At 63.6% G+C, this 24,118-nt stretch carries 22 protein-coding genes; 14 read left to right on the top strand and 8 right to left on the bottom strand.

Annotated features, from left to right (window positions below; translation table 11 throughout):
• Window positions 1-3 precede the first annotated feature (3 nt).
• The 5 genes from R1W01_RS14450 (at window position 4) to R1W01_RS14430 (ending at window position 5,157) form a co-directional block, all read left to right on the top strand.
• Window positions 4-1,203, top strand: coding sequence for a toxic anion resistance protein (locus R1W01_RS14450; RefSeq protein WP_243613277.1), 1,200 nt, complete (start codon window positions 4-6; stop codon window positions 1,201-1,203).
• A gap of 6 nt (window positions 1,204-1,209) precedes the next feature.
• Entirely contained in the window at window positions 1,210-2,136 is a 927-nt protein-coding gene (locus R1W01_RS14445) for a DUF2927 domain-containing protein (RefSeq protein WP_297756382.1), read from the top strand.
• A gap of 21 nt (window positions 2,137-2,157) precedes the next feature.
• Window positions 2,158-3,276: an SPFH domain-containing protein gene (locus R1W01_RS14440; protein ID WP_297756383.1), complete on the top strand. Its 1,119-nt coding sequence runs from the start codon at window positions 2,158-2,160 to the stop codon at window positions 3,274-3,276.
• A gap of 97 nt (window positions 3,277-3,373) precedes the next feature.
• Window positions 3,374-4,480 carry a TFIIB-type zinc finger domain-containing protein gene (locus R1W01_RS14435; protein WP_297756384.1) on the top strand — a complete coding sequence of 369 codons (1,107 nt, stop codon included), beginning with the start codon at window positions 3,374-3,376 and terminating at the stop codon, window positions 4,478-4,480.
• 5 nt (window positions 4,481-4,485) lie between these two features.
• The gene (locus R1W01_RS14430; protein WP_243614629.1) at window positions 4,486-5,157 is read left to right on the top strand and encodes a nitroreductase; all 672 of its coding nucleotides are present in this window, start codon (window positions 4,486-4,488) and stop codon (window positions 5,155-5,157) included.
• Between the two features lie 124 nt (window positions 5,158-5,281).
• On the opposite strand, the gene R1W01_RS14425 is transcribed toward R1W01_RS14430, so the two are convergent.
• Complete coding sequence (locus tag R1W01_RS14425) at window positions 5,282-6,346, bottom strand: DUF2235 domain-containing protein (RefSeq protein WP_297756385.1); 1,065 nt, start codon at window positions 6,344-6,346, stop codon at window positions 5,282-5,284.
• Window positions 6,347-6,421: 75 nt separating this feature from the next.
• A complete protein-coding gene (locus R1W01_RS14420; RefSeq protein ID WP_297756386.1) occupies window positions 6,422-7,552 on the bottom strand; it encodes a type III PLP-dependent enzyme in 1,131 nt (376 codons plus the stop codon).
• Window positions 7,553-7,660: 108 nt separating this feature from the next.
• Here R1W01_RS14420 and R1W01_RS14415 point away from each other — a divergent pair, with 108 nt between their 5' ends.
• Entirely contained in the window at window positions 7,661-8,098 is a 438-nt protein-coding gene (locus R1W01_RS14415; RefSeq protein WP_317275289.1) for an Lrp/AsnC family transcriptional regulator, read from the top strand.
• A 6-nt stretch (window positions 8,099-8,104) separates the two neighbouring features.
• Here R1W01_RS14415 and R1W01_RS14410 read toward each other — a convergent pair whose 3' ends face one another.
• Window positions 8,105-9,034 carry a zinc transporter ZntB gene (locus tag R1W01_RS14410; protein ID WP_243614633.1) on the bottom strand — a complete coding sequence of 310 codons (930 nt, stop codon included), beginning with the start codon at window positions 9,032-9,034 and terminating at the stop codon, window positions 8,105-8,107.
• Window positions 9,035-9,164: 130 nt separating this feature from the next.
• Between R1W01_RS14410 and R1W01_RS14405 the strand changes: the two genes are divergently transcribed.
• The 3 genes from R1W01_RS14405 to R1W01_RS14395 all read left to right on the top strand — a co-directional run bounded on the left by R1W01_RS14405 (window position 9,165) and on the right by R1W01_RS14395 (window position 13,990).
• Window positions 9,165-12,302: a valine--tRNA ligase gene (locus R1W01_RS14405; RefSeq protein ID WP_297756387.1), complete on the top strand. Its 3,138-nt coding sequence runs from the start codon at window positions 9,165-9,167 to the stop codon at window positions 12,300-12,302.
• Window positions 12,303-12,462: 160 nt separating this feature from the next.
• Window positions 12,463-13,650: an MFS transporter gene (locus R1W01_RS14400; protein WP_243614635.1), complete on the top strand. Its 1,188-nt coding sequence runs from the start codon at window positions 12,463-12,465 to the stop codon at window positions 13,648-13,650.
• 13 nt (window positions 13,651-13,663) lie between these two features.
• A complete protein-coding gene (locus tag R1W01_RS14395) occupies window positions 13,664-13,990 on the top strand; it encodes a DnaJ family domain-containing protein (RefSeq protein ID WP_297756388.1) in 327 nt (108 codons plus the stop codon).
• A 158-nt stretch (window positions 13,991-14,148) separates the two neighbouring features.
• Here R1W01_RS14395 and R1W01_RS14390 read toward each other — a convergent pair whose 3' ends face one another.
• Complete coding sequence (locus tag R1W01_RS14390; RefSeq protein ID WP_297756389.1) at window positions 14,149-14,940, bottom strand: crotonase/enoyl-CoA hydratase family protein; 792 nt, start codon at window positions 14,938-14,940, stop codon at window positions 14,149-14,151.
• Between the two features lie 128 nt (window positions 14,941-15,068).
• Here R1W01_RS14390 and R1W01_RS14385 point away from each other — a divergent pair, with 128 nt between their 5' ends.
• Entirely contained in the window at window positions 15,069-16,172 is a 1,104-nt protein-coding gene (locus R1W01_RS14385; protein WP_297756390.1) for a pyridoxal phosphate-dependent aminotransferase, read from the top strand.
• A gap of 53 nt (window positions 16,173-16,225) precedes the next feature.
• Here the strand turns inward: R1W01_RS14385 and R1W01_RS14380 are convergent, their stop codons facing one another.
• On the bottom strand, window positions 16,226-17,422 hold the full coding sequence (locus tag R1W01_RS14380) for a pyridoxal-phosphate-dependent aminotransferase family protein (protein WP_297756391.1): 1,197 nt from the start codon (window positions 17,420-17,422) through the stop codon (window positions 16,226-16,228).
• A 291-nt stretch (window positions 17,423-17,713) separates the two neighbouring features.
• On the opposite strand from R1W01_RS14380, the gene R1W01_RS14375 reads away from it, so the two are divergent.
• Window positions 17,714-19,543: an ABC transporter ATP-binding protein gene (locus tag R1W01_RS14375; RefSeq protein ID WP_243614662.1), complete on the top strand. Its 1,830-nt coding sequence runs from the start codon at window positions 17,714-17,716 to the stop codon at window positions 19,541-19,543.
• A gap of 6 nt (window positions 19,544-19,549) precedes the next feature.
• Here the strand turns inward: R1W01_RS14375 and R1W01_RS14370 are convergent, their stop codons facing one another.
• Window positions 19,550-20,236 carry a TIGR04283 family arsenosugar biosynthesis glycosyltransferase gene (locus tag R1W01_RS14370; protein WP_297756392.1) on the bottom strand — a complete coding sequence of 229 codons (687 nt, stop codon included), beginning with the start codon at window positions 20,234-20,236 and terminating at the stop codon, window positions 19,550-19,552.
• Window positions 20,237-20,307: 71 nt separating this feature from the next.
• On the opposite strand from R1W01_RS14370, the gene R1W01_RS14365 reads away from it, so the two are divergent.
• Window positions 20,308-21,048 (top strand): YgfZ/GcvT domain-containing protein, encoded by a 741-nt coding sequence (locus R1W01_RS14365; RefSeq protein ID WP_297756393.1) that lies wholly within the window; start codon window positions 20,308-20,310, stop codon window positions 21,046-21,048.
• Window positions 21,049-21,112: 64 nt separating this feature from the next.
• Here the strand turns inward: R1W01_RS14365 and efp are convergent, their stop codons facing one another.
• On the bottom strand, window positions 21,113-21,676 hold the full coding sequence (gene efp / locus R1W01_RS14360; RefSeq protein WP_243614642.1) for an elongation factor P: 564 nt from the start codon (window positions 21,674-21,676) through the stop codon (window positions 21,113-21,115).
• 217 nt (window positions 21,677-21,893) lie between these two features.
• Between efp and R1W01_RS14355 the strand changes: the two genes are divergently transcribed.
• Together R1W01_RS14355 and R1W01_RS14350 are read left to right on the top strand one after the other, a co-directional pair.
• Window positions 21,894-22,214: a DUF6280 family protein gene (locus R1W01_RS14355; RefSeq protein ID WP_243614643.1), complete on the top strand. Its 321-nt coding sequence runs from the start codon at window positions 21,894-21,896 to the stop codon at window positions 22,212-22,214.
• Window positions 22,215-22,306: 92 nt separating this feature from the next.
• On the top strand, window positions 22,307-23,173 hold the full coding sequence (locus R1W01_RS14350; RefSeq protein ID WP_297756394.1) for a DMT family transporter: 867 nt from the start codon (window positions 22,307-22,309) through the stop codon (window positions 23,171-23,173).
• 7 nt (window positions 23,174-23,180) lie between these two features.
• Here R1W01_RS14350 and R1W01_RS14345 read toward each other — a convergent pair whose 3' ends face one another.
• Window positions 23,181-24,110, bottom strand: coding sequence for a hypothetical protein (locus tag R1W01_RS14345; RefSeq protein ID WP_297756395.1), 930 nt, complete (start codon window positions 24,108-24,110; stop codon window positions 23,181-23,183).
• Between the last annotated feature and the right edge of the window lie 8 nt (window positions 24,111-24,118).

Genomic DNA, 24,118 nt, shown 5'->3' with positions numbered 1-24,118 from the left:
GCCATGTCCGACACCATCCGCCAGAAGGCCGAAGCCGCGCTTGCCGAAGCGGACAAGGTCACCGCCGTGATCCTGCCCGAACCGACCGAGGCCACCGCTGTGGTGCCGCTCGCCGAGGCCGACGCCCCCCTGAGCGCCGAGATCACCAAGCGCATGGCCGAACTCGACATGTCGGATACCGGCTCGATCGTGCATTTCGGCTCCGCCGCTCAGGCAGAGCTACAGGAAATCTCGCAAGCCATGCTGCAGGATGTGCGCAACAAGGATGTCGGCCCGGCGGGTGACTCGCTGCGCAACATCGTCACCACGATCCGCGGCTTTTCCGTCTCCGAACTGGACGTGCGCCGCGAGCGCTCCTTCTGGGAGAAACTCTTGGGCCGCGCCGCGCCGTTTGCGAAATTCACCGCGCGTTTCGAAGAAGTCCAGAGCCAGATCGACCGCATCACCGACAATCTCCTGACCCACGAGCACACGCTCCTGAAGGACATCAAATCGCTCGACCTGCTCTACGAGAAGACCCTCTCTTTCTATGATGAACTGGCCCTCTACATCGCTGCCGGCGAAGCCAAGATCGCCGAACTCGACGAAAAGGACATCCCCGCCAAGGAGGCCGAAGTCGAGGCGGCCGCCGAGAACGATCAGGTGATGAAAGCGCAGGAACTGCGCGACCTGCGCGCCGCGCGCGACGATCTCGAGCGCCGGGTGCATGACCTGAAACTCACCCGTCAGGTGACGATGCAATCCCTGCCCTCGATCCGCTTGGTACAGGAAAACGACAAATCGCTGGTGACCAAGATCAACTCGACGCTGGTCAACACCGTGCCGCTCTGGGAAACCCAATTGGCTCAGGCTGTCACCATCCAGCGCTCCGCCGAGGCCGCCGCCGCCGTGCGTGACGCCAATGACCTCACCAACGAACTTCTGACGTCCAACGCCAAGAACCTGCGCGAAAGCAACAAGATGATCCGCGAAGAAATGGAACGCGGCGTCTTTGACATCGAAGCCGTGAAACAGGCCAATGCCGACCTCATCGGCACGATCGAGGAAAGCCTCCAGATCGCCGACGAAGGCAAGGCCAAACGCGCCGCCGCCGAGGAAGACCTCAAGAAGATGGAGGCCGATCTGCGCGACACGCTCGCCGCGGCCAAGGCGAAACAAACCGGTCTCGGCGACACCGCCGGCACCGCTGTACCGAAAGGCTGAACCACGATGACGCGCCTGCGGGGTCTCCTATGTCTGGCTGCCGTGACGCTGGTTGCGGCCTGCGAAGGCCTTGTGCCGCCTGCGCAGGAGAAACCCGCGCCTGATCTGGCCCCGCGCCCCTCTGCGCGCTCTGAAGCCTTGGCCGACTACTACTCGGGCGTGCAGGCCGACCTGCTCGCCCGTGGTCTGCTGCGTCAGGATGGCGGCGGGCCGGATACGCCCGTGACCCCCGACATGCTCGCACGTAACTTCGAAAATATCGTCTTCTACGATGAATACGCGCGCGGCGGTGGCTTGCGCCGCTCCAATGGCCGCGCCGGGGGGCTGCGCCGCTGGGATGTGCCGGTCCGTGTCGGGGTCGAATTCGGCGCCAGCGTGCCTGCCGCAATGCGCAGCGCCGATACCGCGACCGTCAAGGACTACGTCGCCCGCCTCGCCTCTGCCTCGGGCCATTCGATCTCTGTCACCGCCGCGCGCCGCGCGAACTTTCATGTGCTCGTCATGGGCGCCGATGACCGTGCCGAGATGCTCGCCCGCGTGCGCGAGATCATCCCCGGTGCAAGCCACGCGACCCTGAGCCTCTTCCGCCATACCCCGCGCGAGATTCACTGCCTTGTGGTGGCCTTCTCTGACGAGACCAATACCAACGCCTACCGCACCGCCATTGCCATGGTGCGCGCTGAACACCCCGATCTCTTGCGCAAATCTTGCTACCACGAGGAAATCGCCCAAGGCCTTGGCCTCGCCAATGACAGCCCCGAGGCCCGGCCCTCGATCTTCAACGACGATGACGAATTCGCGCTCCTGACCTCGCATGACGAGGCGCTGCTGAAGATGCTCTACAACCCCGCGCTCTCTATTGGTATGTCCCTCGACGCCGCGCGCCCGACGATCAAAACCCTCGCCCGCTCCCTCGCGGGCCGCTATTACTGACCCTGAAAGGAGCCTTTTCCCATGGGTATCTTCGATTTCCTCACCGGCGAATTCATCGACGTCATCCACTGGGTCGACGACACGCGCGACACGATGGTCTGGCGTTTCGAACGTGAAGGCCACGAGATCAAATATGGCGCCAAGCTGACAGTGCGCGAAGGGCAATCCGCCGTCTTCGTCCATGAGGGTCAACTGGCCGATGTCTTCACCCCCGGTCTCTACATGCTCGAGACCAACAACATGCCGGTGCTGACGACGCTGAACCATTGGGATCACGGCTTCAAATCGCCCTTCAAATCGGAAATCTACTTCGTCAACACGACGCGCTTTGCCGATCTGAAATGGGGCACCAAGAACCCGATCATCTGCCGTGACCCGGAATTCGGCCCCGTGCGCCTGCGCGCCTATGGCACCTACGCGATCCGTGTCACCGATCCCGCCCGCTTCCTGACCGAGATCGTCGGCACCGACGGTGAATTCACCATGGACGAGATCTCCTACCAGATCCGCAACATCATCGTGCAGGAATTCTCCCGCGTCATCGCGTCGTCCGGCATCCCGGTTCTCGACATGGCCGCCAACACCGCCGACCTCGGCAAGCTCGTCGCCGCCGAAATCTCAGGCACGCTCGCGGAATACGGCCTGTCCATGCCCGAGCTTTACATCGAGAACATCTCCCTGCCCCCCGCGGTCGAGGAAGCGATGGACAAACGCACCTCCATGGGCGTCGTGGGCGACCTCGGCAAATATACTCAGTTCTCTGCCGCCGAAGCCATGACCGCCGCCGCCGCCACCCCCAATTCCGGCATGGGCGCAGGCATGGGCATGGGCGTCGGCATGGCCATGGCGCAACAAATGGCGAACCAAGGCCCCTGGGGGGCTCGCCCCGCACCGCAGCCCAGCGCCGCCGCGGTCCCGCCCCCGCCGCCCCCGGTCGAACATGTCTGGCACATCGCCGAGAACGGCGCCACGAAAGGCCCGTTTTCCAAGGCTGCCATGGGCCGTATGGCAACCGAAGGGAAGCTCACCCGCGAAACCCATGTCTGGACCCCCGGTCAGGACGGCTGGATGCGCGCCGAGGACGTGGCCGAACTGGCCCAGCTCTTCACCATCCTCCCGCCACCCCCGCCGGGTGCCTAAACTGTAAGACTCCGCAAGGGGCACACCGCCCCTTGCACATCTGCCCCGACTGGCTTCATCTTTGCGAAAACACTCCCGCCGGAGGCATGAAATCCCGATGTCCGACATCCCACCGCCGCCCCCCACGCCCGAGGAAACGCATCGCTTTCCTTGCGAACAATGTGGCGCCGACTACCGCTTCGACCCCGACAAAGGCACCCTGACCTGTGACCATTGCGGCCACACCATCGCGATGCAGGACGAAGGGGAGCGCATCCGCGAATTGGACTTCCGCGCCGCCCTCAACGATCAGCTCCCGGCGCAGGAGATCGAGGAAACCCGCACCGCCTCCTGTCCCAATTGCGGCGCCTCGGTGGAATTCGACCCCGCAACCCACGCTGTTGAATGCCCCTTCTGCGCCACGCCCGTCGTCGCCGACACCGGCGCCAATCGCCATATCAAACCCCGCGCCGTGCTGCCCTTCTCCTGGAGCGAACGCGCCGCCCATAACGCCATGAATGACTGGCTCGGCCGCCTCTGGTTCGCCCCGAGTGGCCTTAAGGACTATGCCCGCAAGGGCCGTCGGATGCAGGGCATCTATACCCCCTACTGGACCTATGACGCCGATACCAAATCCTCCTACTCCGGCCAGCGCGGCACGATCTACTACGTGACCCGCACCGTCATGGTCGATGGCAAGCCGCAACAACGCCAAGTGCAGAAAATCCGCTGGACCCCGGTCTCGGGCCGCACTGCGCGATTCTTCGATGATGTGCTCATCCTCGCCTCGCGCGCCCTGCCCAAACGCTATACCGACGCGCTACAGCCTTGGGATCTCTCGCATCTGATCCCCTATAGCCCCGAATACCTCGCCGGTTTTCGCGCCGAGGCCTATACCGTGCCGCTCGACGAAGGCTACGGTGAGGCCCGCGCCATCATGGACCGCACCATCGAACGCGACGTGCGCTTTGACATCGGCGGCGACCGGCAGCAGGTGCACCGCATCGACACCACAGTCTCCGACGTGACCTTCAAACACATCCTACTGCCGGTCTGGCTCGCCGCTTATAAATACCGCGGCAAGACCTACCGCTTTGTCGTCAACGGTCAAACCGGCCGCGTGCAGGGCGAGCGCCCCTGGTCGGCATGGAAGATCGCCTTCGCCATGATCCTTGGCGCGCTTGTCGCCGCCGGGCTCGGCTATATCATCGCCCAGAACCAATAAGTGACATGACCCAACACCAAGCCCTGCAAGACCTGCTCGCCGCGCGCCACTCCTGTCGCGCCTTCCGCGCCGATCCGGTGCCCCGCGACGTGATTGACACCATCCTGCGCGACGCGGGCCGCGTGCCGTCTTGGTGCAACGCCCAGCCGTGGAACGTGCACCTGACTTCCGGCGCGGCGACCGACGCCTTCCGCGCGGTGATGCTCAAGGCCTTCGATACCGAACGCCCCGCCCCCGATTTCCCCTTCCCCGACGGCTATACAGGCGCGCGCAAGGAGCGCCGCCAGACCTGTGGCATGCAACTCTACGAAGCGGTCGGGATCGGGCGCGGCGACAAACAGGCCCGCGTGGCCCAGATGCGCGAGAATTACGCCTTCTTCGGCGCACCGCATGTCGCCCTCATCACCACGGCAACCGAACTTGGCCCCTATGGCGCGCTCGATTGCGGCGGCTTCATCACCGCCTTCTGCCTCTCGGCCGAAGCCCAAGGGATCGCCACCGTGCCGCAGGCCGCCATCGCCTTTTACGCCGAGACCGTGCGCGCCCATTTCGCCATCCCGGAAGAAGAACGCATCCTCGCCGCGATCTCCTTTGGCTACGAGGACCGCGACCACCCCGCCAACGCCTTCCGCACCGCGCGCGCCGCACTGCCTGAATTCACCACATTCCACGACTAAAGCGCTTCAACGTCTCCTTGAGGCACAAAGAGAAGGCGAAACGCTTTAGGAAAAGGGCGCGCCCCCGGCTTCTTCTCTGGTGAAATACTCCCGCCGGAGGCTTGAAATCTTCGGCGCTGCCGGATCACTCCGCGAAACGCATCGATTCCGCGCGGGACGGGTCGAGCGCAGCAGCCGCAGTTGCATGGACATGTTCCGACGGGTCAAGCCCGACGCTCCGCTTGCGCCGGAACAGGAAGAGCTTGCCCCAGCCCTGCCACGTGCCCACCGAGGGTGCGGTCGGGTCACAGGGAAACCGGCTGCGCCAGTTCTCAGGCAAGGGCAGACCACAGCTCTCTGCCTTCTCAAGCATCCACACCAGCGGGATATTGGCGAGCGGGCGCGCCGCCTCCATACCGCCGAGCTGTCCACCGACATCGCCATGCGTGCCACGAAACCAGACCTGCTCGGCATGGCCCGGCCAGTCCGCGCGGCTTTTCCAAAGCACCGGGGCAAAGACCTCGCGTGTCTCATCAAGGCCAAGCGCGTGGAACCCGTGCAACACGCTCGGGCCAAGGGCATGGCTGTGAAAGGCGTGGCGCTCCTCTGTGAGCCGCCACAGAAGCGGCAAACGCAGGCCCAGCGCCTTGACCGTGTCCCAGACGCCGACCATCTCGATCGCCACGGCGTCATGGCAATAATGGGCTGCAAAGGCGCGCGCCGCATCGCCCTCTGGATTGCCCTCGTAGAGCCGGTAGGCCTGGCGCACATTGCGCTCGGTGGCGCAGCCTGCCCGCAAAAGGCCCACCCGGTCGATGATCCCGGCAAGCGAACGCACCGCAAAGGCACCGCGCGAATAGCCCATGAGGAAAACCCGGTCGCCCGGCCTGTAGCGCGAGGCGAGGAACCCATAGGCGCGCCGGATCTGTCCGTTGAGGCCGCGCCCCATCATCACATCAAGCGTTGTGCGCCAGTTGGCCCATTGCACGCCCGCCTCATAGTAGATCGACACCGCACCGCCCATCTCCTGCAATAGGCGATAGGTCAGACCAGCGTTGGTTTCATGACCGGGATCAAGCGTCGACATGGTGCCGTCAAGGATGATGACATGGGTCTGTGGCCCACGGCGCGGCGAGGCCGGACTGTGTTCGGTGCGCAATGCCTTGCCGAACCATCCAAGAACCCGTTTGCCAAACGCCCTAAGCGCCATCCGCCCGTCTCCTTCGCGGGACTGCCCCTCGTTTCAATATAAGAACGCCGCACAGGGCAGGACAAGGGACGCGCCTTAGCTGCCCGTGACCGTCACAAGATCGTGACGCCCATAGCCGTTGAACCCGGTCGAGATCGCCGCCGTGTAGGCCCCCATGCCCGACACCATGAGGTAGTCGCCCTCGGCCATGTCGTCGGGAAGGGCCAGCGGCTCAGGAAGCCGGTCAAGCGAGTCACAGGTCGGCCCAAAGACAATCCGCGCCCGGCCCTTGCCCTGGCGCCGCGTCCCGTCCGGTCCCATCACCGCAATCCGTCCCGGCGCGCCGATATCGCGCCATTCCGCGAGCGCGCCATAGATACCATCGTTCAGGAACACCGCCCCCTCCCGGCGCAGTGCCTTGACGCGGAACACCGCCGTGAAAGCCTCGGACACCATTGCCCGTCCCGGCTCGCAAACAAGTGCCGGGCGGTCGGTGCCAAACGCTGCCATCGCGCCCTTGATCCGGTCGAAAATCGCCTCAAGATCCGGCGCGACCCCGCCGCGATGCGCCGCAAACCCGCCGCCCACGTTGAGCCGGCGCAAGCGCACCCCTGCCCGCGCCGCCACCTCCGCCGCCGCCTCGACATACACCGCCCATGCCTCCGGGTCGGCGCATTGCGTGCCGGGGTGAAAGGTGAGCGAGACCGCGAACCCCATCGCCTCTGCCTCTTGCAAAAGCGCCACCGCGGCCTCTGGGTCGGCACCGAACTTCTCGCCAAAATCATAGGCCGCGCCCTTCACGGGCAGGCGCAGGCGCACGGCAATCTCCGTGTCTGCGCGCGGCACCTCTGCGAGCTTGGCGAGTTCCTGCGGGCAATCCACAGACCAGCTCGCGATGCCGTGCTGCACCCCTGCGGCGATCTCGTCGCTCGAACGCACCGGGTTGTGATAATGCAGCACCGCATCGCCCATCACGTCACGCACCCGTGACATTTCGGCGGGCGAGGCCACGTCAAACGCCTCGATCCCCGCCGCCGCCAGATTGGCAAGCACCGCCGGATCGTCATTGGCCTTGACCGCATAGGTCACAAGCCCCTCAAACCCTTCAAGAAAACGCCGCGCAGTGGCTTGCAACACGTCTGGCGCAAAGCACAAGACGGGCCGGTCAGGGCGGTTGCGAATGACATAGGTTTCTGGGCTCGGCCAAAAGGCCTGATCGCTGCGCATCGGTTTACCTCAATCCTGTTTCCTTAAAGCGTGAAGCGAATTTCGGTCGATTTCACGTGTCATTTCCGCTAAATTGCAGGAAACTTTCGGCAGATTGACACATCAGACATGCAAATCAACGACACAGACCACGCCCTTCTCGCGCTGCTATCGGAAAACGCCCGGATGCCGATCGCCATGCTCGCCCGCCGCCTTGGCCTTGCGCGCACCACGGTGCAGGCGCGGCTCGACCGGCTCGAGGCAAGCGGCGCCATCGCGGGCTATACCCTGCGCCTCGGCGATGTGGCCCGCCCGCGCATCCGCGCCACGGCGCTTCTGTCCATCGAACTTCGAAGCGGCCCCTCGGTTCTGCAAAAGCTCAAGACCCTCCCGGCTGTGGAAACCGTGCATACCTCTTCGGGTCGCGTCGATCTGGTCGTGGAACTGGCTGCCGAAAGCACGGCGGAACTTGACGAAACCCTTGATCGTATTGGAGAAACCCGCGGCGTGAGGAGTTCCGAAAGCCTCATCCACCTGGCGACGAAACTCGACCGCCGCCGCGCCTGATCGGGCCTAGTCCCGCCGCCGCCCGATCAACCCGATCCACCAAAACGCCCAAATCTGCCCGACGCTGACCACGACAAGAAGCGCACAAACCGCCCAAAAGGCCCAAGGCGTCTCGGTTCCCGGTATCCCCGCGACATTGATCCCCAAAAGCCCGGTGATAAGGCCTAGCGGCAGGAACAGCGCCGCCGCCACCGAAAGCACCATCATCTGCCGGTTCATCCGCTCGGCCCGCGCGTCCATGATCTGCTCTTGGACGAGCTGCGCCCGGTCGCGGATCGCGTCCAATTCCTCGCCAATCCGCGTCACCCGCTCTGTTGCCTCGCGCAGGCGGAGCCGGTCATGCGGCCTGATCCATGTGGCATCCTCGATCTCAAAGGTGCTGAGCGCATCGCGCTGGGGAAAGAAATACCGACGAAGCTGCACCGCCCGGCGGCGCAATTGCGAAAGCTCGGCGCGCGTCACTTGCCCGCTACCGTCCTCCATCTCGTCCTCGAGACCGTCAATCGCCTCGTTGAGATCGGCCACCACCGGTTCGGCCCGATCTGCAAGCCGCAAGGCAATCCGCGCCACAAGCTCTGCCGGGCCATCAGGCGGCACCCGCTCAAGCCCCTCGCGCACATCGCCAAGCGCCCGAAGCCGTCGCAACTGTGCCGAGATCACACCCGCGCTGGTGACCCAAAGTCGAAGCGACACCATATCCTCCGGCTCTGCGCCGGGGTTGAGATTCACACCCCGCAGGTTGACCAGCAACCCATCCCCGTGGGCCGCGCATCTTGGCCGTGTTTCCGGCGCCGTCAAAGCCGCGAAAACCAGTGGATCAAGCCCCTCTGCCGCAAGCGCCGCCTCTGCGCCCGCTTCGGCAAGGTCATAGTGCCGCCAAGAATACCCTGCGCGCCCCTCAACCGGTCCGCTTTCCCATGTGGTCACTGCTGTCATGGCGTTTCTCCTTGCCGTGACCTTCCGGCGAAGCGGCGCGAAGGTCAAGAAAATCGCCCCCCCACCTTTCCCTTGCGCGCCCCATTCGCTAAGGGTTTGCCAACTCGTGGATCAAGCAGGATCAAGACACATGGCGATGGAAAAAACCTTCAACGCAGCCGAAGCCGAGGGCCGCCTCTACGCGGCTTGGGAAAAGGCGGGCTGTTTCACGGCGGGCGCGAATGCCAAGCCCGGCGCAAGCACCTATTGCATCATGATCCCGCCCCCGAACGTCACCGGCGTTCTGCATATGGGCCACGCCTTCAACAACACGCTTCAGGACATCCTGATGCGCTGGAAACGGATGCAGGGCTACGATACGCTCTGGCAGCCCGGCACCGACCACGCCGGCATCGCGACGCAAATGGTTGTCGAACGCAAGCTGGCGCAAGATCAACAGCCCTCCCGCACCGAGTTGGGACGCGAGAAATTCCTCGAGAAGGTCTGGGAATGGAAAGAGCAATCCGGCGGCACCATCGTCAATCAGCTCAAGCGCCTCGGCGCTTCCTGTGACTGGGACCGCACCGCCTTTACCATGTCCGGCGCGCCGGGTGCGCCCGAGTCCGAGAGCCACGGCAATTTCCACGATGCCGTGCTCAAGGTCTTCGAGGACATGTATAACAAGGGCCTGATCTATCGCGGCAAACGCCTCGTGAACTGGGATCCTCATTTTGAAACCGCCATCTCCGATCTCGAGGTTGAGAATATCGAGGTCGCGGGCCACATGTGGCACTTCAAATACCCGCTCGCGGGCGGCGCGACCTATACCTATGTCGAGAAGGACGAGGACGGCAATGTCCTGCTCGAGGAAGAGCGCGATTACATCTCCATCGCCACAACCCGCCCCGAGACGATGCTCGGCGATGGCGCGGTCGCGGTGCACCCGTCGGACGAACGTTACGCGCCCATCGTTGGCAAGCTCTGCGAGATTCCGGTCGGCCCCAAGGAACACCGCCGCCTGATCCCGATCATCACCGACGAATATCCCGACCCCGATTTCGGCTCTGGCGCGGTGAAGATCACCGGCGCACATGACTTCAACGACTATCAGGTCGCGCGCCGTGGCGGCATCCCGATGTATCGCCTGATGGACATGAAGGGCCACATGCGCGCCGACGGTGCGCCCTACGCCGAAGAGGCCGAGAAGGCCCAAAGCTATGCCAAGGGCGCGAGCTTTACCGAGAACGAGGTCGACGCGATCAACCTCGTCCCCGAAGACATCCGTGGCCTTGACCGTTTCGAAGCCCGCAAGATCGTGGTCGAGCAGATCACCTCCGAAGGCCTCGCCGTGATGATCCCCGGCGAGCCGGACGATTCCGACGGCAAAGTCTGCTTCGATGGCGGCATGGTGCCGCTCGTCGAAAGCAAACCGATCATGCAGCCCTTCGGCGACCGCTCCAAGGTCGTCATCGAACCGATGCTGACCGACCAATGGTTCGTCGATGCCGAAAAGGTTGTCGGCCCGGCGCTCGACGCCGTGCGCGATGGCCGGGTAAAGATCCTGCCGGAATCGGGCGAGAAAACCTATTACCACTGGCTCGAGAACATCGAACCCTGGTGCATCTCCCGCCAGCTCTGGTGGGGCCACCAGATCCCGGTCTGGTACGGTTTCGACCTCTCCGCCGAAGGCTTCTCGGATGATGAAGGCGACGGCGCGCTCGATCTCGTGGAAATGGGCCGCCTGCTCTCCGAGCAATCCCTCCTGCGCGGCGACGAACGCCACCACTGCGCGCATGATTTCGACGCGGTGAAAACGCAATTCGCCGACGTGCTCGCTGGCCTGCCGACGCCCCTCAACCACGCCACCGTGGTCGAGGTCGAAGACCGCGCCGCCGCGCGCCACGCGCTGGCCGAAAGCCTCGCCGCCTACGAGACGACGCAAGACCCGACCAAGCTCGTCTATCCCGTCTGGCGTGACCCGGACGTGCTCGACACCTGGTTCTCCTCCGGCCTTTGGCCCATCGGCACGCTCGGCTGGCCCGAAGAGACCGAGGAACTGGCGAAATACTTCCCGACTTCGACCCTCATCACCGGTCAGGACATCCTGTTCTTCTGGGTCGCCCGGATGATGATGATGCAACTCGCCGTCACCGACGAAATCCCCTTCGACACCGTCTACCTCCACGGCCTCGTGCGCGACGCCAAGGGCAAGAAGATGTCCAAGTCGACAGGCAACGTCATCGACCCGCTCGAGATCATCGACGAATACGGCGCCGACGCTCTGCGCTTCACCAATGCCGCCATGGCTTCGCTCGGTGGCGTGCTGAAACTCGACATGCAACGCATCGCAGGCTACCGCAACTTCGGCACCAAGATCTGGAACGCCGTGCGCTTTGCCGAAATGAACGAGGTCTATGTCGGTGGCGCCCCCACCTCCGATATTCCCGTCGCCACCGCCACGGTGAACCGTTGGATCATCGGCGAGACCGCTAAGGTTCGCGAAACGGTGGATGAAGCCTTTGACACCTTCCGCTTCAACGATGCCGCCCTCGGCCTCTATGCCTTTGTCTGGGGCAAGGTCTGCGACTGGTACGTGGAATTCGCCAAGCCCCTCCTCAACTCCGAGGATGACGCAACCAAGGCCGAAACCCGCAACACCATGGGCTGGGTTCTCGATCAGTGCCTCATCATGCTGCACCCGATCATGCCTTTCATCACCGAGGAACTCTGGGACGTCACCGCCAAGCGCGAGGGCATGCTGGTCCATGCCGACTGGCCGACCTATAACGCCGCCGATCTCGTGGATGCCCATGCCGACCGCGAGATGAACTGGGTCATTTCCGTGATCGAGAACGTCCGCTCGGCGCGCTCGCAGATGCACGTGCCCGCCGGTCTCAAGATCCCCATGCTCGTCTCTGAACTTGACGAGGCAGGCAAGGCCGCATGGGCACGCAATGAGACCCTTATCAAGAAGATCGCCCGTATCGACAGCCTGACCGACGTCGCCGACTTCCCCAAAGGCACCATTACCGTGACCGTTGATGGCGGCACCTTCGGCCTACCATTGGCGGATATCATCGACATCGACGCCGAAAAGGCCCGTCTCGAGAAAACCCTCGGCAAGCTCGCCAAGGAACTCGGCGGTCTGCGCGGTCGCCTCAACAATCCGAAGTTCGTCGAATCCGCCCCTGACGAGGTGGTCGAGGAAGCGCGCGAAAACCTCGCCGCCCGCGAAGAGGAAGAGGCCCGCATCCGTTCGGCACTCGACCGTCTCGCAGAACTGGACTGATCGGCCCAAGACATGACATCGCCCCGCCTGACCTCCCGGTCGCGCGGGGCTTTGCTATTTCGGGCCTTCTCAACAGCCCGCAATATCGTTAACATGACAACCAATCACGCCCGCCGCCGCCAACCGTGATCTCCTCCACCCCAACCTCGCGGGGCATATGATGACCAAATCCACGCTCGACCGGCCCGATGGCGTTCTCTTTCTCGGCGGCATCACCGCCCTGACCGCGATCTCCATCGATATCGTTCTCCCCGCGACCGCCGTCGTCGCGCGTGATTTCGGCGTGGACGAGGCGCTCGGCGCGCTGCTCGTCGGGGCCTATTTCCTCGCCTTCGCCGTGGGTCAGCTGTTCTGGGGCCTGTTCTCCGATGCCTTTGGCCGTCGTCGCGCTCTGATCCTGTCGCTCTCGGGCTTCACGCTGGTGACGTTCGCCTGCGCCATGGCCCCGACCTTCGAGAGTCTGATCGCCCTTCGCGCGCTTCAGGGCCTCATGGGCGGCACCCCCGTCATCGCCCGCGCCATGGTGCGCGACGAGCTGACAGGCAACGAAGCCGCGCGCCTCCTCGCCGTGCTCATGGCCATCGTGACCATCGCCACGCTGATCGCCCCGGTGCTTGGCTCCGGCCTGCTCGTCCTCTTTGAATGGCGCGCGATCTTCTGGGCGCTCGGCTGTCTCTCGACCCTCTTCCTCGCCTATGCGCTCTTCGTGCTGCGCGAGACCTCCGGCACACGCCGCCCCGACCGCTTCTCTTTCCGTTTCGTCTCCACCGCCTCGCAGAGGCTCTTTGCCCTGCGCGCCTTCCGGGTGCCGATGTTCATGGGAAGCCTCGCCTTCGCAGGCTATTCCGCCATGCTTTCGGTCGGCGCGGTGCTGACCGAAACCGTCTATGCCGTCTCGCCTCAGGCCTTCGGCTCTCTCTTCGCGCTGGCAGCCCTCGCCAACACGATCGGCGCGCTGACGATCCGCGCGCTCCTTGGCCGCATCGCCGTCGCCCGCGTCAACGCGCTCGCCGTGGGGCTGATGGCGCTGGCGACGCTCTTTGCCGGGCTGGTGACGACCCTGACGCCGGGCCTGCCGCTGTTCTGGGCCGCAGTCTGTCTCTACGTGATGGGCTTCGGCATGCTCTTGCCCACCTCCGTCGCCCTTGCGATGGAACCGGCGGGCGAATACCCCGGCTTTGCCGCCTCCCTCATGGGCTCGATGCAGATGGCCTTTGGCGCGGGCGGCGCGGCGCTGGCCACCGTCCTCTTTGACGGGAGCCATACTGCGATCCCGCTGACCATGACCATCTTCGGCACCCTCACCTGCCTGACCTTCCTTTTCGGTCGCAAGGCGATGCAGGGCTGATATACTTGGCCCCATGTTGGCCGGATTGCGAAGACTCATCGAACGCCAGATTCTCAAGGCCGAGGCCGAAGGAACGCTGCGCGATTTGCACGGCGAGGGCAAACCCCTCCCCGACCGGCATGCCTTTGAAGACCCCGCAATCGCCGCCGGGCACCGCATCATGGCCGAGGCCGGCGTGGTGCCGCGCGAATTTGCCTTGAAGGAAGACCTCGAAGAGGCCCGCCGCGCCTATACCGCCTGCACCGACCCTGAGACCCGCAAATCCCTCATGGCCAAGATTGCCGATCTTGAAATGCGCTACGAGATGGAACGCGACGCCTACCGCAAGTTTCTGCGTTAACCGGGTCGCTGCGTTAACCCATCCCGACAGATGCTATACCGACGCAATACCGACGTGATACCGACGTTGGATGTGCCGTTAAGAATCTTCCTCTTGCCGGAAATATCCCGGGGTGAATTGGCCGCCAATCGGCGGCCAAGAGGGGCTGGCCCCTGCCCCTATTTGAACACAGGCGCCCGCTTCTGCATATTGGCCATCACGACCTCCATCTGGTCCGGCTTGCCAATCAAATCCGCCTGCTCCCGGCTCTCTTCAAGAAGCACGGCATCGGGGTCGCTCATGTTGGTTTCCGCAAAGGAAATCAACCGCTTGGCCGCTCGCATCGCCGAAGGGCTCTTGCCCGCGATCTCGGTGGCAATCTCCATCGCCCGCGCTTCCGGATCGTCGGCAATCTCGGTCACAAGACCCCAGGCCTCGGCCTGCTCAGCCGCGACCAACTCATTGGTATAGGTCAGTTTTCTGAGCACATCCGAGCGCAAGAGCTTGGGCAGGATCACCATCCCCCCCATATCCGGCACCAAGCCCCACTTCATCTCCATCACCGACATCCGCGTATCCCGCCCCGCAACCCGAATGTCCGCGCCAATCGCGATCTGCAAACCGCCGCCGATACACACGCCCTTGAGCGCTGCGATGACCGGCACAGGGATCTTCTGCCAAACAAGGCAAACCTCTTGAAAACGATTGGTATTTCCGTGCTCCCGCGGCATCAGAACCTCCGCCGGATCCTGCTGCGCCAGTGCCCCGAAACTCGCCACATCAAGCCCCGCGCAGAACGCCTCGCCCTCGCCCTGAAGGACCACGGCGCGTATGTCCTCCCGCCCGATAAGGCTCTGTCCCACCTCGATAATTCCATCAATCATCGCGGCATCAAGCGCGTTCATCTTGTCGCCCCGCGTAAGGGTGACGCGGGCAATGTGGGTCTCGATCTCAAGCGATACGCGGGACATGGGGCTTCCTCCTGGCTGGTTGCCGCAAGACTGCCCCAGCCCGGCGCGCAAAATCCACGGAAATCTACTGTGACGTGAGGGCAGAGCGCGTCTTGCCTTTGTCCGGCTCTTGCGCCACCTTCCCGCCCATGACTGAACCACGCTATACCCCGCTTGTCGCCAGCCTGCCCTCCACCGTGCCCTTCGTCGGCCCCGAAGTGCAGGAACGCCTGCGTGGCGCGCCCTTCAACGCCCGCCTCGGCGCCAATGAAAACGTCTTTGGCCCTTCGCCCAAAGCCATCGAGGCCATGTGCGCTGAAGCGCGGGAGATCTGGAAATACCCCGACGCAAGCAGCCACGAACTACGCCATGCGCTTGCCGATCATCACGGGGTCGCCCCGGAAAATATCCTTGTCGGAGAAGGCATTGACGGGCTTCTGGGCTATCTCGTGCGGCTTCTGGTCGGCTCCGGCGACGCGGTGGTGACCTCCGATGGTGCCTACCCGACCTTCAACTACCACGTGGCGGGCTATGGCGGTGTGCTGCACAAGGTGCCCTACCGCGACGACCACGAAGACCTCCCCGCCCTGATTGCCAAGGCGGGCGAAGTGGATGCCAAACTGGTCTATTTCGCCAACCCCGATAACCCCATGGCCTCATGGACCGCTGGCGAGAATATTCTTGCCGCGCTCGATACGCTGCCCGAGGGCACGCTTCTCCTTCTCGATGAGGCCTATATCGACTTTGCCCCCGAAGGCACCGCTCCCGAGATCGACATCGAGGACCCGCGCGTCATCCGGATGCGCACCTTTTCAAAGGCTTACGGCATGGCCGGGGCACGCGTGGGCTATGCGATGGGCGCCCGCGACTTGATCAAATCTTTCGATAAAATCCGCAACCATTTCGGCATGAACCGCGCCGCACAGGCTGGTGCGCGCGCCGCACTGGCAGATCAGGCCTATCTCGAGACAACCCTCGCCCGCGTCGCCAAAGCGCGTGAGGACATCACCCGCATCGCCGCCGAGAACGGCTTGTCCGCGCTGCCGTCAGCGACGAACTTCGTCGCCGTCGATTGCGGGCGCGATGCAGACTACGCCAAGGCCGTGCTCGAAGGATTGGTCGCGCGCGGTGTGTTCGTGCGCATGCCCTTTGTCGCGCCGCAAAACCGCTGCATCCGTATTTCCTGCGGCCGTCCCCAGGACATCGCCTGCCTTGCCGAAGAGCTGCCCAAGGTGCTTGCCGATCTCGGATAGGTGGGATCGCGGACGAAAGGGCCCGCCGCTCAACGCCCGGCCCTTTCCCGCCTTTACCCTTGCGCGATGACCTCGGCGGCGGCGTCGATCCCGCCGGGACCGAAGGGCACACCGATCGCCGTCATCCCTGCCTGCACCGAAGCAAGCATGCCGAGAACCATATGCGCATTCACATGGCCCATATGGCCAAAGCGAAAGAACCCGTCGCCCTTGGGGTCGTCCTCTGTCGACATGCCAAGCCCGATGCCAAGCGTCACCCCTGCCTCGTGCTCGGTCCAGCGCCGAAGCGCCGTGCCATGCGGTGCGCCAATGCGAAGCGAGGTGACGGCATGGCTCCGCTTGCCGCGCTCGGCCACGTTGAGGCGGATCGGACCGCCCTGCCCCCATGCCTCAACAGCGGCCCAGATCGCCTCGGCCAAGGTGGCATGACGGGCATAGACCGCCTCCAACCCCTCTTCGTGGATCATGTCGAGCGCGGTCCGCAGGCCAAAAAGGTGATGCGTCGGTGCCGTGCCACAGAAGAACTGATAGAAGAAATCCGGGTTGGCCCGATGGGTCCAATCCCAATACCGGCTCACCCGTGGCATGGCGCGGCGCACATCTGCCGCCTTGTCGTTGAAGAATACGAACCCAAGCCCCGGCGGCACCATCAGTCCTTTCTGGCTCGCCGCGACCATCACATCGACGCCCCAGGCATCCATCTCGAACCGGTCACACCCGAGCGAGGCAATGCAATCCGCCATAAGAAGCGCGGGATGTCCCGCCGTATCAAGCGCCTTGCGCAGTCCGCGCATATCGGTGCGGATCGAAGAGGACGTATCCACATGGACGCCAAGCACCGCCTTGATCTTGTGCCGCGTATCGGCGGCTAGAACTTCGGCGACGCGCGCCATGTCCATGCCGTCCTGCACGCCAAAATCGATCACCTCGACCTCGGCCCCGATCCCTTCTGCCATCTCGGCCCAGCCATAGCCGAACCGCCCCGTGGCCGGAACAAGGACCTTGTCGCCCGGTGCAACGACATTCGAAAGCGCCGCCTCCCAAGCACCATGGCCATTGCCAATGTAGATCGTCGCATTGTGCTCGGTTCCTGCGATCGCCTTGAGATCCGGCACGATCCCATGCGTCATCTCGACAAGGTCGCCTTCGTAGATATTGGGCGAGGAACGGTGCATCGCACGCAGAACCCGCTCCGGGGTGACAGACGGGCCGGGAATGGCAAGGTAAGGGCGGCCATTGGCAAGGGACATGCGCGTTACTCCTTTGGAACGGCGTGACATTGGAACCGTCCAGTCAGAAGGTCAATCTCCCTCCTGCTCTTGCCCGTGCGGTAGCGGGTCTTGCCCTGCGCCTGCCATTGCAGTAGGCAACCCCGGCAGTCGGGTCGGGCTGGACAGACGCCTCGCCCCGCGCCAAAGTCGCCGGACGGCCTGACGCCGCCGCCATGTCCGACAAGGGGACCAGCCACCGTGAGCAAGACTGTGAACGAGACTGCGAGCGAGAGTGACAAGACCCCGCCGCAACAGCCCCCCAAGGGGCTCATGCGCTGGCTCTGGCGGAACTTCCTGCGCAAATACACCGGCCTCTTGTTGATCGCCCTCGTTTTCATGAGCATCGAAGGCTCCATGCTCGGCGCGCTGAGCTATATGATGAAGCCGATGTTCGACAATGTCTTTGCCGCCGGAAGCGCGGCGGCGCTCTGGACTGTTGGCCTCACAATCCTCGCGATCTTCATCACCCGCGGCGTCTCGGGTATGATCCAGAAAGTCACCCTGACCTATATCGCGCAGAATACCGCCGCCGATGTGCGCACCACGATGCTTGACCGCATCATGCGCCAGGACAGCACCTTTCATCAGACCCACCCCCCCGGCTACCTGATCCAACGGGTTCAGACTGACGTGCAGTCGATCAACGCCGTCTGGTCCGCAATCATCACCGGCGCGGGCCGCGATACGATCTCTCTCATCGCCCTCATGGGGGTTGCGGTGAGTGTCGACTGGCGCTGGACCCTCGTCGCCCTGATCGGCACGCCGGTCCTTGTCCTGCCCTCGGTGGTCGCGCAACGCTTTGTGCGCCGCTACGCGCGCAAAGCCCGCGATTTCGGCGCGCGTCTCGCCACCCGCCTCGACGAGGTTTTCCACGGCATCATCCCAGTCAAGCTCAACCGCCTCGAAGACTACCAGTCCTCGCAGTTCCGCGACCTCACCGGGCAATATGTCCGCTCTGAAATCCGCGTCATCTTCGGCTCGGCAACGATCACCGCTCTGGTGGACGTGATGGCCGGCCTCGGCTTCCTTGCTGTGCTGATCTATGGCGGGGGAGAGATCATTGCCGGGGAAAAGACCGTCGGTCAGTTCATGTCCTTCTTCACCGCCATCGGCTTTGCCTTCGAACCGCTGCGCCGCCTCGGCGGCATCTCCGGCATGTGGCAGGTCGCGGCCTCGGGCATCGAACGCATCAAGGAGTTGATTGAGGCCGAACCGAGCCTCAAATCGCCTTCGAAACCCGTTCCTGCCCCCATCGGCGTGCCGGAAATCCGGCTTGAGAACGTGCACCTCTCCTACGGCGAGACCAAAGTGCTCGACGGGGCAAGCTTTACCGCCGAAGCAGGCAAGACAACGGCCATCGTCGGCGCGTCCGGCGCCGGCAAATCCACCGTGTTCAATGTCCTGACCCGGCTTGTCGATCCACAGGACGGCAAAGCCTTGATCGGTGGTGTGCCTGCCGGGGCGATGACCATTCCCGACCTGCGCGACATGTTCTCCGTGGTGTCGCAAGAGGCGCTTCTCTTTGACGAAACCCTGCGCGAGAATATCCTCCTCGGCCAAAGCAAGGTGCCAGACGCGCGGCTCCAAAAGGTGCTGAAAGCGGCCCATGTCGCCGACTTCCTGCCCAAGCTCTCCGATGGCCTCGAGACAGAGGTCGGTCCGCGCGGCACGAACCTTTCCGGCGGCCAGCGTCAACGCGTGGTGATCGCCCGCGCGCTCCTGCGCAACACGCCCATCCTGCTTTTGGACGAGGCCACCTCCGCCCTCGACGCGCAATCCGAAACCGTGGTGCAAGAGGCGCTCGACCGGCTTTCCAAAGGCCGCACGACGCTTGTTATCGCGCACCGACTGTCGACCGTGCGCGAAGCCGACAAGATCGTGGTCATGGACAAGGGCCGCGTCGTCGATCAAGGCACGCATGATGAATTGCTTGCCCGCGACGGCATCTATGCCGAACTCTACAAGCTACAGTTCAACACCGATGGTCTGACCGCCGAAGAACGCGCCATTCAGGGACAGATTGCGCCGCCCAAACGCACGCCCGCGAAACCGCGCCAGTCCGTGATCGGCCGCCTTCTCGCACGCCTGCCGCGCCTCTGACCCCGCCTAGCGTCGATACCCCTCGACGAGCCGCTCCGGCCCAGTGCCGCCTAAGTACCGCAGCAATGTCCAAAGGTTGCGCAGGCCGCGCCGCAACCAGCCTTGTCGCTGATACTTCTCCGCACTGGTCACGGCCTTCGCATCAAGCGCAACGAGGGTCCGTCGCCCGATCGCCCGAACAATCGCCACATCCTCCATAAGGGGGATATCGGCGTAACCGCCAAGCGCCTCATACATCTCGCGGCGGATCAAGAGACCCTGATCCCCATAAGGAAGCCCGAGAAACCGCGCCCGGATATTGGCCCAGCCCGCAACCCAACGCGCCGCAGACCCTCCATCGTCAAACGCGAGCCGGAAATACCCCGCGTGGCCCGGCTGCGCGCCGATATGCGCCGCCACGGCCTCGGTCCAGCCCTCCTGCAACACGCTGTCGGCATGAACCACAAGAAGCCACTCCGCCCGCGCCGCCGCACAGCCCGCGCGCAACTGCCCGCCGCGCGACGCCTCCGCCTCGAGAACCTCGGCGCCGACCTCCCGCGCGATTTCGACCGTGGCATCGGTTGATCTGCCGTCGACCACGATCAACTCCCGCACCAGCCCTGCCTGCACGCCCTCAAAGAGCGCGCCAAGGCAGGGCCCAAGATGCCGTTCGGCGTTGAGTGTCGGGATCACGATGCTAAGCGGTGCACGCATTTCATGTCTTCCCCTGTTGCAGGACCGCATCCTCCCTATATGAAATGGGACGGAAAACAACAGGACAGACCATGGCACGTAGCGTCTTTGAAATCACCGGCACAGATACCGAGCACTTCTTGCAAGGCCTCGTGACAAATGATGTCTCCGGCCTGTCCGAGACCCTCGTCTATACCGCCATGCTGACACCGCAGGGCAAATACCTTGCCGATTTCTTCCTCGCTCGGCGCGGTGATGCGGTCCTCCTCGACGTGGACGCAGAGCTTGCCCCCGCCCTGCTCGCACGGCTCAACATGTACAAACTGCGCGCCGATGTGGCGGTTGCTGAGACCGACCTGCACCTGCATCGCGGCACCGGTCCCGCGCCCGAGGACGCCATGGCCGATCCGCGTCACGACGCCCTTGGCTGGCGCGCCTATCGCGACGCACCGCAAGAGGAAGATACAACAGACTGGGACGCACTGCGCGTCGCCCATTGCATCCCGGAAACAGGCGTTGAGCTGACCCCCGACACCTTCATCCTCGAGGCCGGGTTCGAACGCTTGCACGGGGTCGATTTCCGCAAGGGCTGTTTCGTCGGTCAAGAAGTCACCGCGCGCATGAAACACAAGACAGAGCTGCGCAAGGGCCTTGCCACCGTGACGCTCACCGGCCCCGCCCCCGCGCCCGGAACACCGATCGAGAAGGATGGCCGCGCCGTCGGCACCCTCTTTACCGCCTCGAACGGCAAGGCTCTGGCCCATCTGCGCTTTGACCGCGCGGGTGAGGACATGCAGGCCGGGGACGCCATCGTGTCCTGGACCGCGACCTAATCCGCCCCAAACAAAAAAGGCCTACCAAAACGGCAGGCCTTTTCAACACTCTATCCAAACGCGCTTAGGCGCGCTCAGCGTATTCCATCGTTTCGGTGTTCACGACGATATCCTCGTCCTGACCGACAAACGGCGGCACCATCACGCGCACGCCATTGTCGAGCACAGCCGGCTTGAACGAGTTCGCTGCCGTTTGGCCTTTGACCACCGGCTCTGTCTCGACGATCTTGCAGGTGACTTTCTGCGGCAAGGAGGCGTTCAGCGCCTCGTTCTCATAGAACTCCACGACAATGGTCATGCCGTCCTGCAGGAACGGACGACGCTCGCCGAGGAGGTCCGCCATCACCTGCACCTGGTCATAGGTCTCCGTATCCATGAAGATGAGCATCCCGTCATCCTCGTAGAGGAACTGCATGTCCTTCTGTTCGAGGCGCACGCGCTCGACCTTGTCGGCGCTGCGGAAACGCTCGTTGAGCTTGGAACCGTTGCGCAGGTTCTTCATTTCGACCTGTGCAAAGGCGCCGCCCTTGCCGGGCTTGACGTGGTCGACCTTCACCGCGGCCCAAAGCCCATCATTGTGCTCGAGGACATTTCCGGGGCGAATTTCGTTACCGTTGATCTTGGGCATGTGGCAAAACCATGACTGATTGGTTGATAAAAACTTGCGCGCACCTATATCTGGCCGGTGAACGGGAGGCAAGCCGCCGGATTTCGTGCTGCATTTGCAGAAAGATATGCAAAAAACGCATACAAGCTATGCAATTCAAGGCTATCCGAATCGGCCAGACTAGGCCATAAGGGGCGTCACGCCGAAAAGACAAGAGCAATAATCAAAGGACGACGAGATGCGAGATTTCGTTGATGGAACGGCTTTCAATAACGAACAGGGCAACCGCGCGCGCAAGCTTTTCGCTGCTGTCGTGTTGGCTGCGCTGGACGATGCTATTGCCGACGACAAGAAATATGGCAACGGCCCCGAACAGATCGCCCGCTGGGCGCGTTCGCGCGATGGGCGCGAAGTTCTGAGCTGTGCCGGGATCGACCCGAACGAACGTGTTGTTCAAGGACTCATGGAGTTCGTGGGCAAAGGTGTCCGCACCTCTGTCGCGCTGTCGCGCGAAGAAAGCGAACGCCGCAATGCCGCGCAGCAGGCCGAAGCCGCCTAAGACTGACGCGACATCTTATGAAGAACGGCGCGCCCCTTTCAGGCGCGCTTTTCTTTTGCCCGCCTGAGGGCGAACGGACCGGGTAAGACAACATGCAAGAGACCCTGCGCGGAAGCCTCTGGATGGTGGTCGCGATGGCCGGTTTCGCCATCGAGGACAGCCTCATCAAACAAGCCAGCACCGGCCTGCCGGTCGGCGAGATCATGGCCATTTTCGGCTTTGGTGGCTGGCTTGGCTTTCTGTTGCTGACATGGCGGCGGGGCCAGCGTGCGCTGGTGCCCGAAATCCTGCATCCAACCCTCCTGTTGCGTGCGGCGACCGAGATTTTCGGGCGTCTTTTCTTTACCCTGTCGCTTGCCTACAGCACGCTCGCCGCAACCTCCGCCATCCTTCAGGCCACGCCGCTTGCCGTGACCCTCGGGGCGGCGGTGTTCTTTGGCGAACGGGTCGATTGGCGCCGTTGGTCTGCGATTCTGGTCGGCTTTTTCGGGGTGCTTCTGATCCTGCGCCCCCTGCCCCAGAGCTTTGATCCCGCAAGCCTTCTGGCGCTGTTTGGGATGCTCGGTTTTGCCGGGCGGGATCTCGCGACGCGCGCCGCACCGCCGCGCCTGTCGCATCTGCAGCTTGGGGTCTACGGGTTCTTCGTCCTGATCCCCACCGGGCTTGGCCTGATGCTCTGGGAAGGCGGCGCCGTCCTGCCCTCGCCGCAACAAAGCGGCTGGCTTCTCGCGACGATCCTTGTCGGCATCGGCGCCTACTACGCCCTGACCTCCGCCATGCGCCTCGGCGCGGTGTCGGTCGTCGCACCTTTCCGCTATTCAAGGCTGCTCTTTGCCCTGATCCTTGCGGTGCTCTTGTTCGGGGAACGCCCCGACACGCTGACGCTGATCGGGGCGGGGATCGTCGTGGCAAGCGGGCTATTCATGCTGCGCGAAACGCGGCACACCGCCCCAGCCTGAACGTATCCTAGTCCAGTTCGTGCGCGGCAAGCGCCCGGTGAATCTCGCGCCGGACGAGCTTGCGCACGTTGCGCGTGATCCGCTCGCCAAGGGCGCCCTGCAATTCCTGGCGCACGATATCGGCCACCATGTCACGCAGCACCGCGTCGTCGAGCATCATCGCATCCTCGCCCGCGAGATCGCCAAAAGCGTCTTCCGGCTGCAACTCTGCCTCGATCTGGCCCGGCAAGCTATCGCGTAGCTCTGCTTCAACGCGGCTGGCCAATCCGGCGAGATCTTCTTCCGGGGCGGCGTCTGCATCGAGCGAAACGTCTTCTACCGTCTCCTCGGCCTCCGCATCCTCATAGGTCTGCGTGCGCACAACCCGGCTTGGCGCCGCCTCGACGGCCTCGTCGGCATCCTCGTCTTGCCATTCAAGCGGCTCGACATCGGTGCCGGCATAGTCGCTGTCGCCCGGCTCATCAGGTTCGTATGTCGGATCTTCTGCAGGCGTCGCATCGCCCATCTTGTCCCAATGCACAATGCGCGAGTCGATCTCCCGTGCGCGCTCGAGCGTCACACCTTCCATCGGGTCATAGCCCGGCTCGGAGAAGCTCTCGACGGTCTCGGCGACACTCTCTTCCGCATCGCCTTCGCCCGTGTGCTCTGCCTCAACAGCGAGAGGCTCGACCCCCATATCAAGAGACGCGTCTTCGCCCTCTTCCGGGATCGGGTCGGTCTCGGAAACGGGATTTTCCGCCACCCGCAGGGCCGGCGTGAGCACAAGACGCTCCGGCGCAGGTTCAGCGGCGCTTTCGCGCTCTGCCATCACCTTTGGCTCAGGAGTCACAACTTGCGCCGCAGCCCCCTGTTTCGGGGTCCGGTCATTTTCCGATATCAGCCGCCGGATGGACGACAGGACATCTTCGATTTCCACGTTGGTCACGGGATCAGACATGGATCTAC

The organism is Shimia sp. FJ5 (genome assembly GCF_032918335.1).
Classification (GTDB): domain Bacteria; phylum Pseudomonadota; class Alphaproteobacteria; order Rhodobacterales; family Rhodobacteraceae; genus Shimia; species Shimia aestuarii_A.
This window is presented reverse-complemented; position numbering and strand designations above follow the sequence as displayed.

Excerpts from the sequence above, each read along its gene's own strand:
- R1W01_RS14450 (WP_243613277.1), top strand. The coding sequence starts at position 4 with ATGTCCGACACCATCCGCCAGAAGGCCGAAGCCGCGCTTGCCGAAGCG.
- R1W01_RS14445 (WP_297756382.1), top strand. The coding sequence starts at position 1,210 with ATGACGCGCCTGCGGGGTCTCCTATGTCTGGCTGCCGTGACGCTGGTT.
- R1W01_RS14440 (WP_297756383.1), top strand. The coding sequence starts at position 2,158 with ATGGGTATCTTCGATTTCCTCACCGGCGAATTCATCGACGTCATCCAC.
- R1W01_RS14435 (WP_297756384.1), top strand. The coding sequence starts at position 3,374 with ATGTCCGACATCCCACCGCCGCCCCCCACGCCCGAGGAAACGCATCGC.
- R1W01_RS14430 (WP_243614629.1), top strand. The coding sequence starts at position 4,486 with ATGACCCAACACCAAGCCCTGCAAGACCTGCTCGCCGCGCGCCACTCC.
- R1W01_RS14425 (WP_297756385.1), bottom strand. The coding sequence starts at position 6,346 with ATGGCGCTTAGGGCGTTTGGCAAACGGGTTCTTGGATGGTTCGGCAAG.
- R1W01_RS14420 (WP_297756386.1), bottom strand. The coding sequence starts at position 7,552 with ATGCGCAGCGATCAGGCCTTTTGGCCGAGCCCAGAAACCTATGTCATT.
- R1W01_RS14415 (WP_317275289.1), top strand. The coding sequence starts at position 7,661 with ATGCAAATCAACGACACAGACCACGCCCTTCTCGCGCTGCTATCGGAA.
- R1W01_RS14410 (WP_243614633.1), bottom strand. The coding sequence starts at position 9,034 with ATGACAGCAGTGACCACATGGGAAAGCGGACCGGTTGAGGGGCGCGCA.
- R1W01_RS14405 (WP_297756387.1), top strand. The coding sequence starts at position 9,165 with ATGGCGATGGAAAAAACCTTCAACGCAGCCGAAGCCGAGGGCCGCCTC.
- R1W01_RS14400 (WP_243614635.1), top strand. The coding sequence starts at position 12,463 with ATGACCAAATCCACGCTCGACCGGCCCGATGGCGTTCTCTTTCTCGGC.
- R1W01_RS14395 (WP_297756388.1), top strand. The coding sequence starts at position 13,664 with ATGTTGGCCGGATTGCGAAGACTCATCGAACGCCAGATTCTCAAGGCC.
- R1W01_RS14390 (WP_297756389.1), bottom strand. The coding sequence starts at position 14,940 with ATGTCCCGCGTATCGCTTGAGATCGAGACCCACATTGCCCGCGTCACC.
- R1W01_RS14385 (WP_297756390.1), top strand. The coding sequence starts at position 15,069 with ATGACTGAACCACGCTATACCCCGCTTGTCGCCAGCCTGCCCTCCACC.
- R1W01_RS14380 (WP_297756391.1), bottom strand. The coding sequence starts at position 17,422 with ATGTCCCTTGCCAATGGCCGCCCTTACCTTGCCATTCCCGGCCCGTCT.
- R1W01_RS14375 (WP_243614662.1), top strand. The coding sequence starts at position 17,714 with ATGCGCTGGCTCTGGCGGAACTTCCTGCGCAAATACACCGGCCTCTTG.
- R1W01_RS14370 (WP_297756392.1), bottom strand. The coding sequence starts at position 20,236 with ATGCGTGCACCGCTTAGCATCGTGATCCCGACACTCAACGCCGAACGG.
- R1W01_RS14365 (WP_297756393.1), top strand. The coding sequence starts at position 20,308 with ATGGCACGTAGCGTCTTTGAAATCACCGGCACAGATACCGAGCACTTC.
- efp (WP_243614642.1), bottom strand. The coding sequence starts at position 21,676 with ATGCCCAAGATCAACGGTAACGAAATTCGCCCCGGAAATGTCCTCGAG.
- R1W01_RS14355 (WP_243614643.1), top strand. The coding sequence starts at position 21,894 with ATGCGAGATTTCGTTGATGGAACGGCTTTCAATAACGAACAGGGCAAC.
- R1W01_RS14350 (WP_297756394.1), top strand. The coding sequence starts at position 22,307 with ATGCAAGAGACCCTGCGCGGAAGCCTCTGGATGGTGGTCGCGATGGCC.
- R1W01_RS14345 (WP_297756395.1), bottom strand. The coding sequence starts at position 24,110 with ATGTCTGATCCCGTGACCAACGTGGAAATCGAAGATGTCCTGTCGTCC.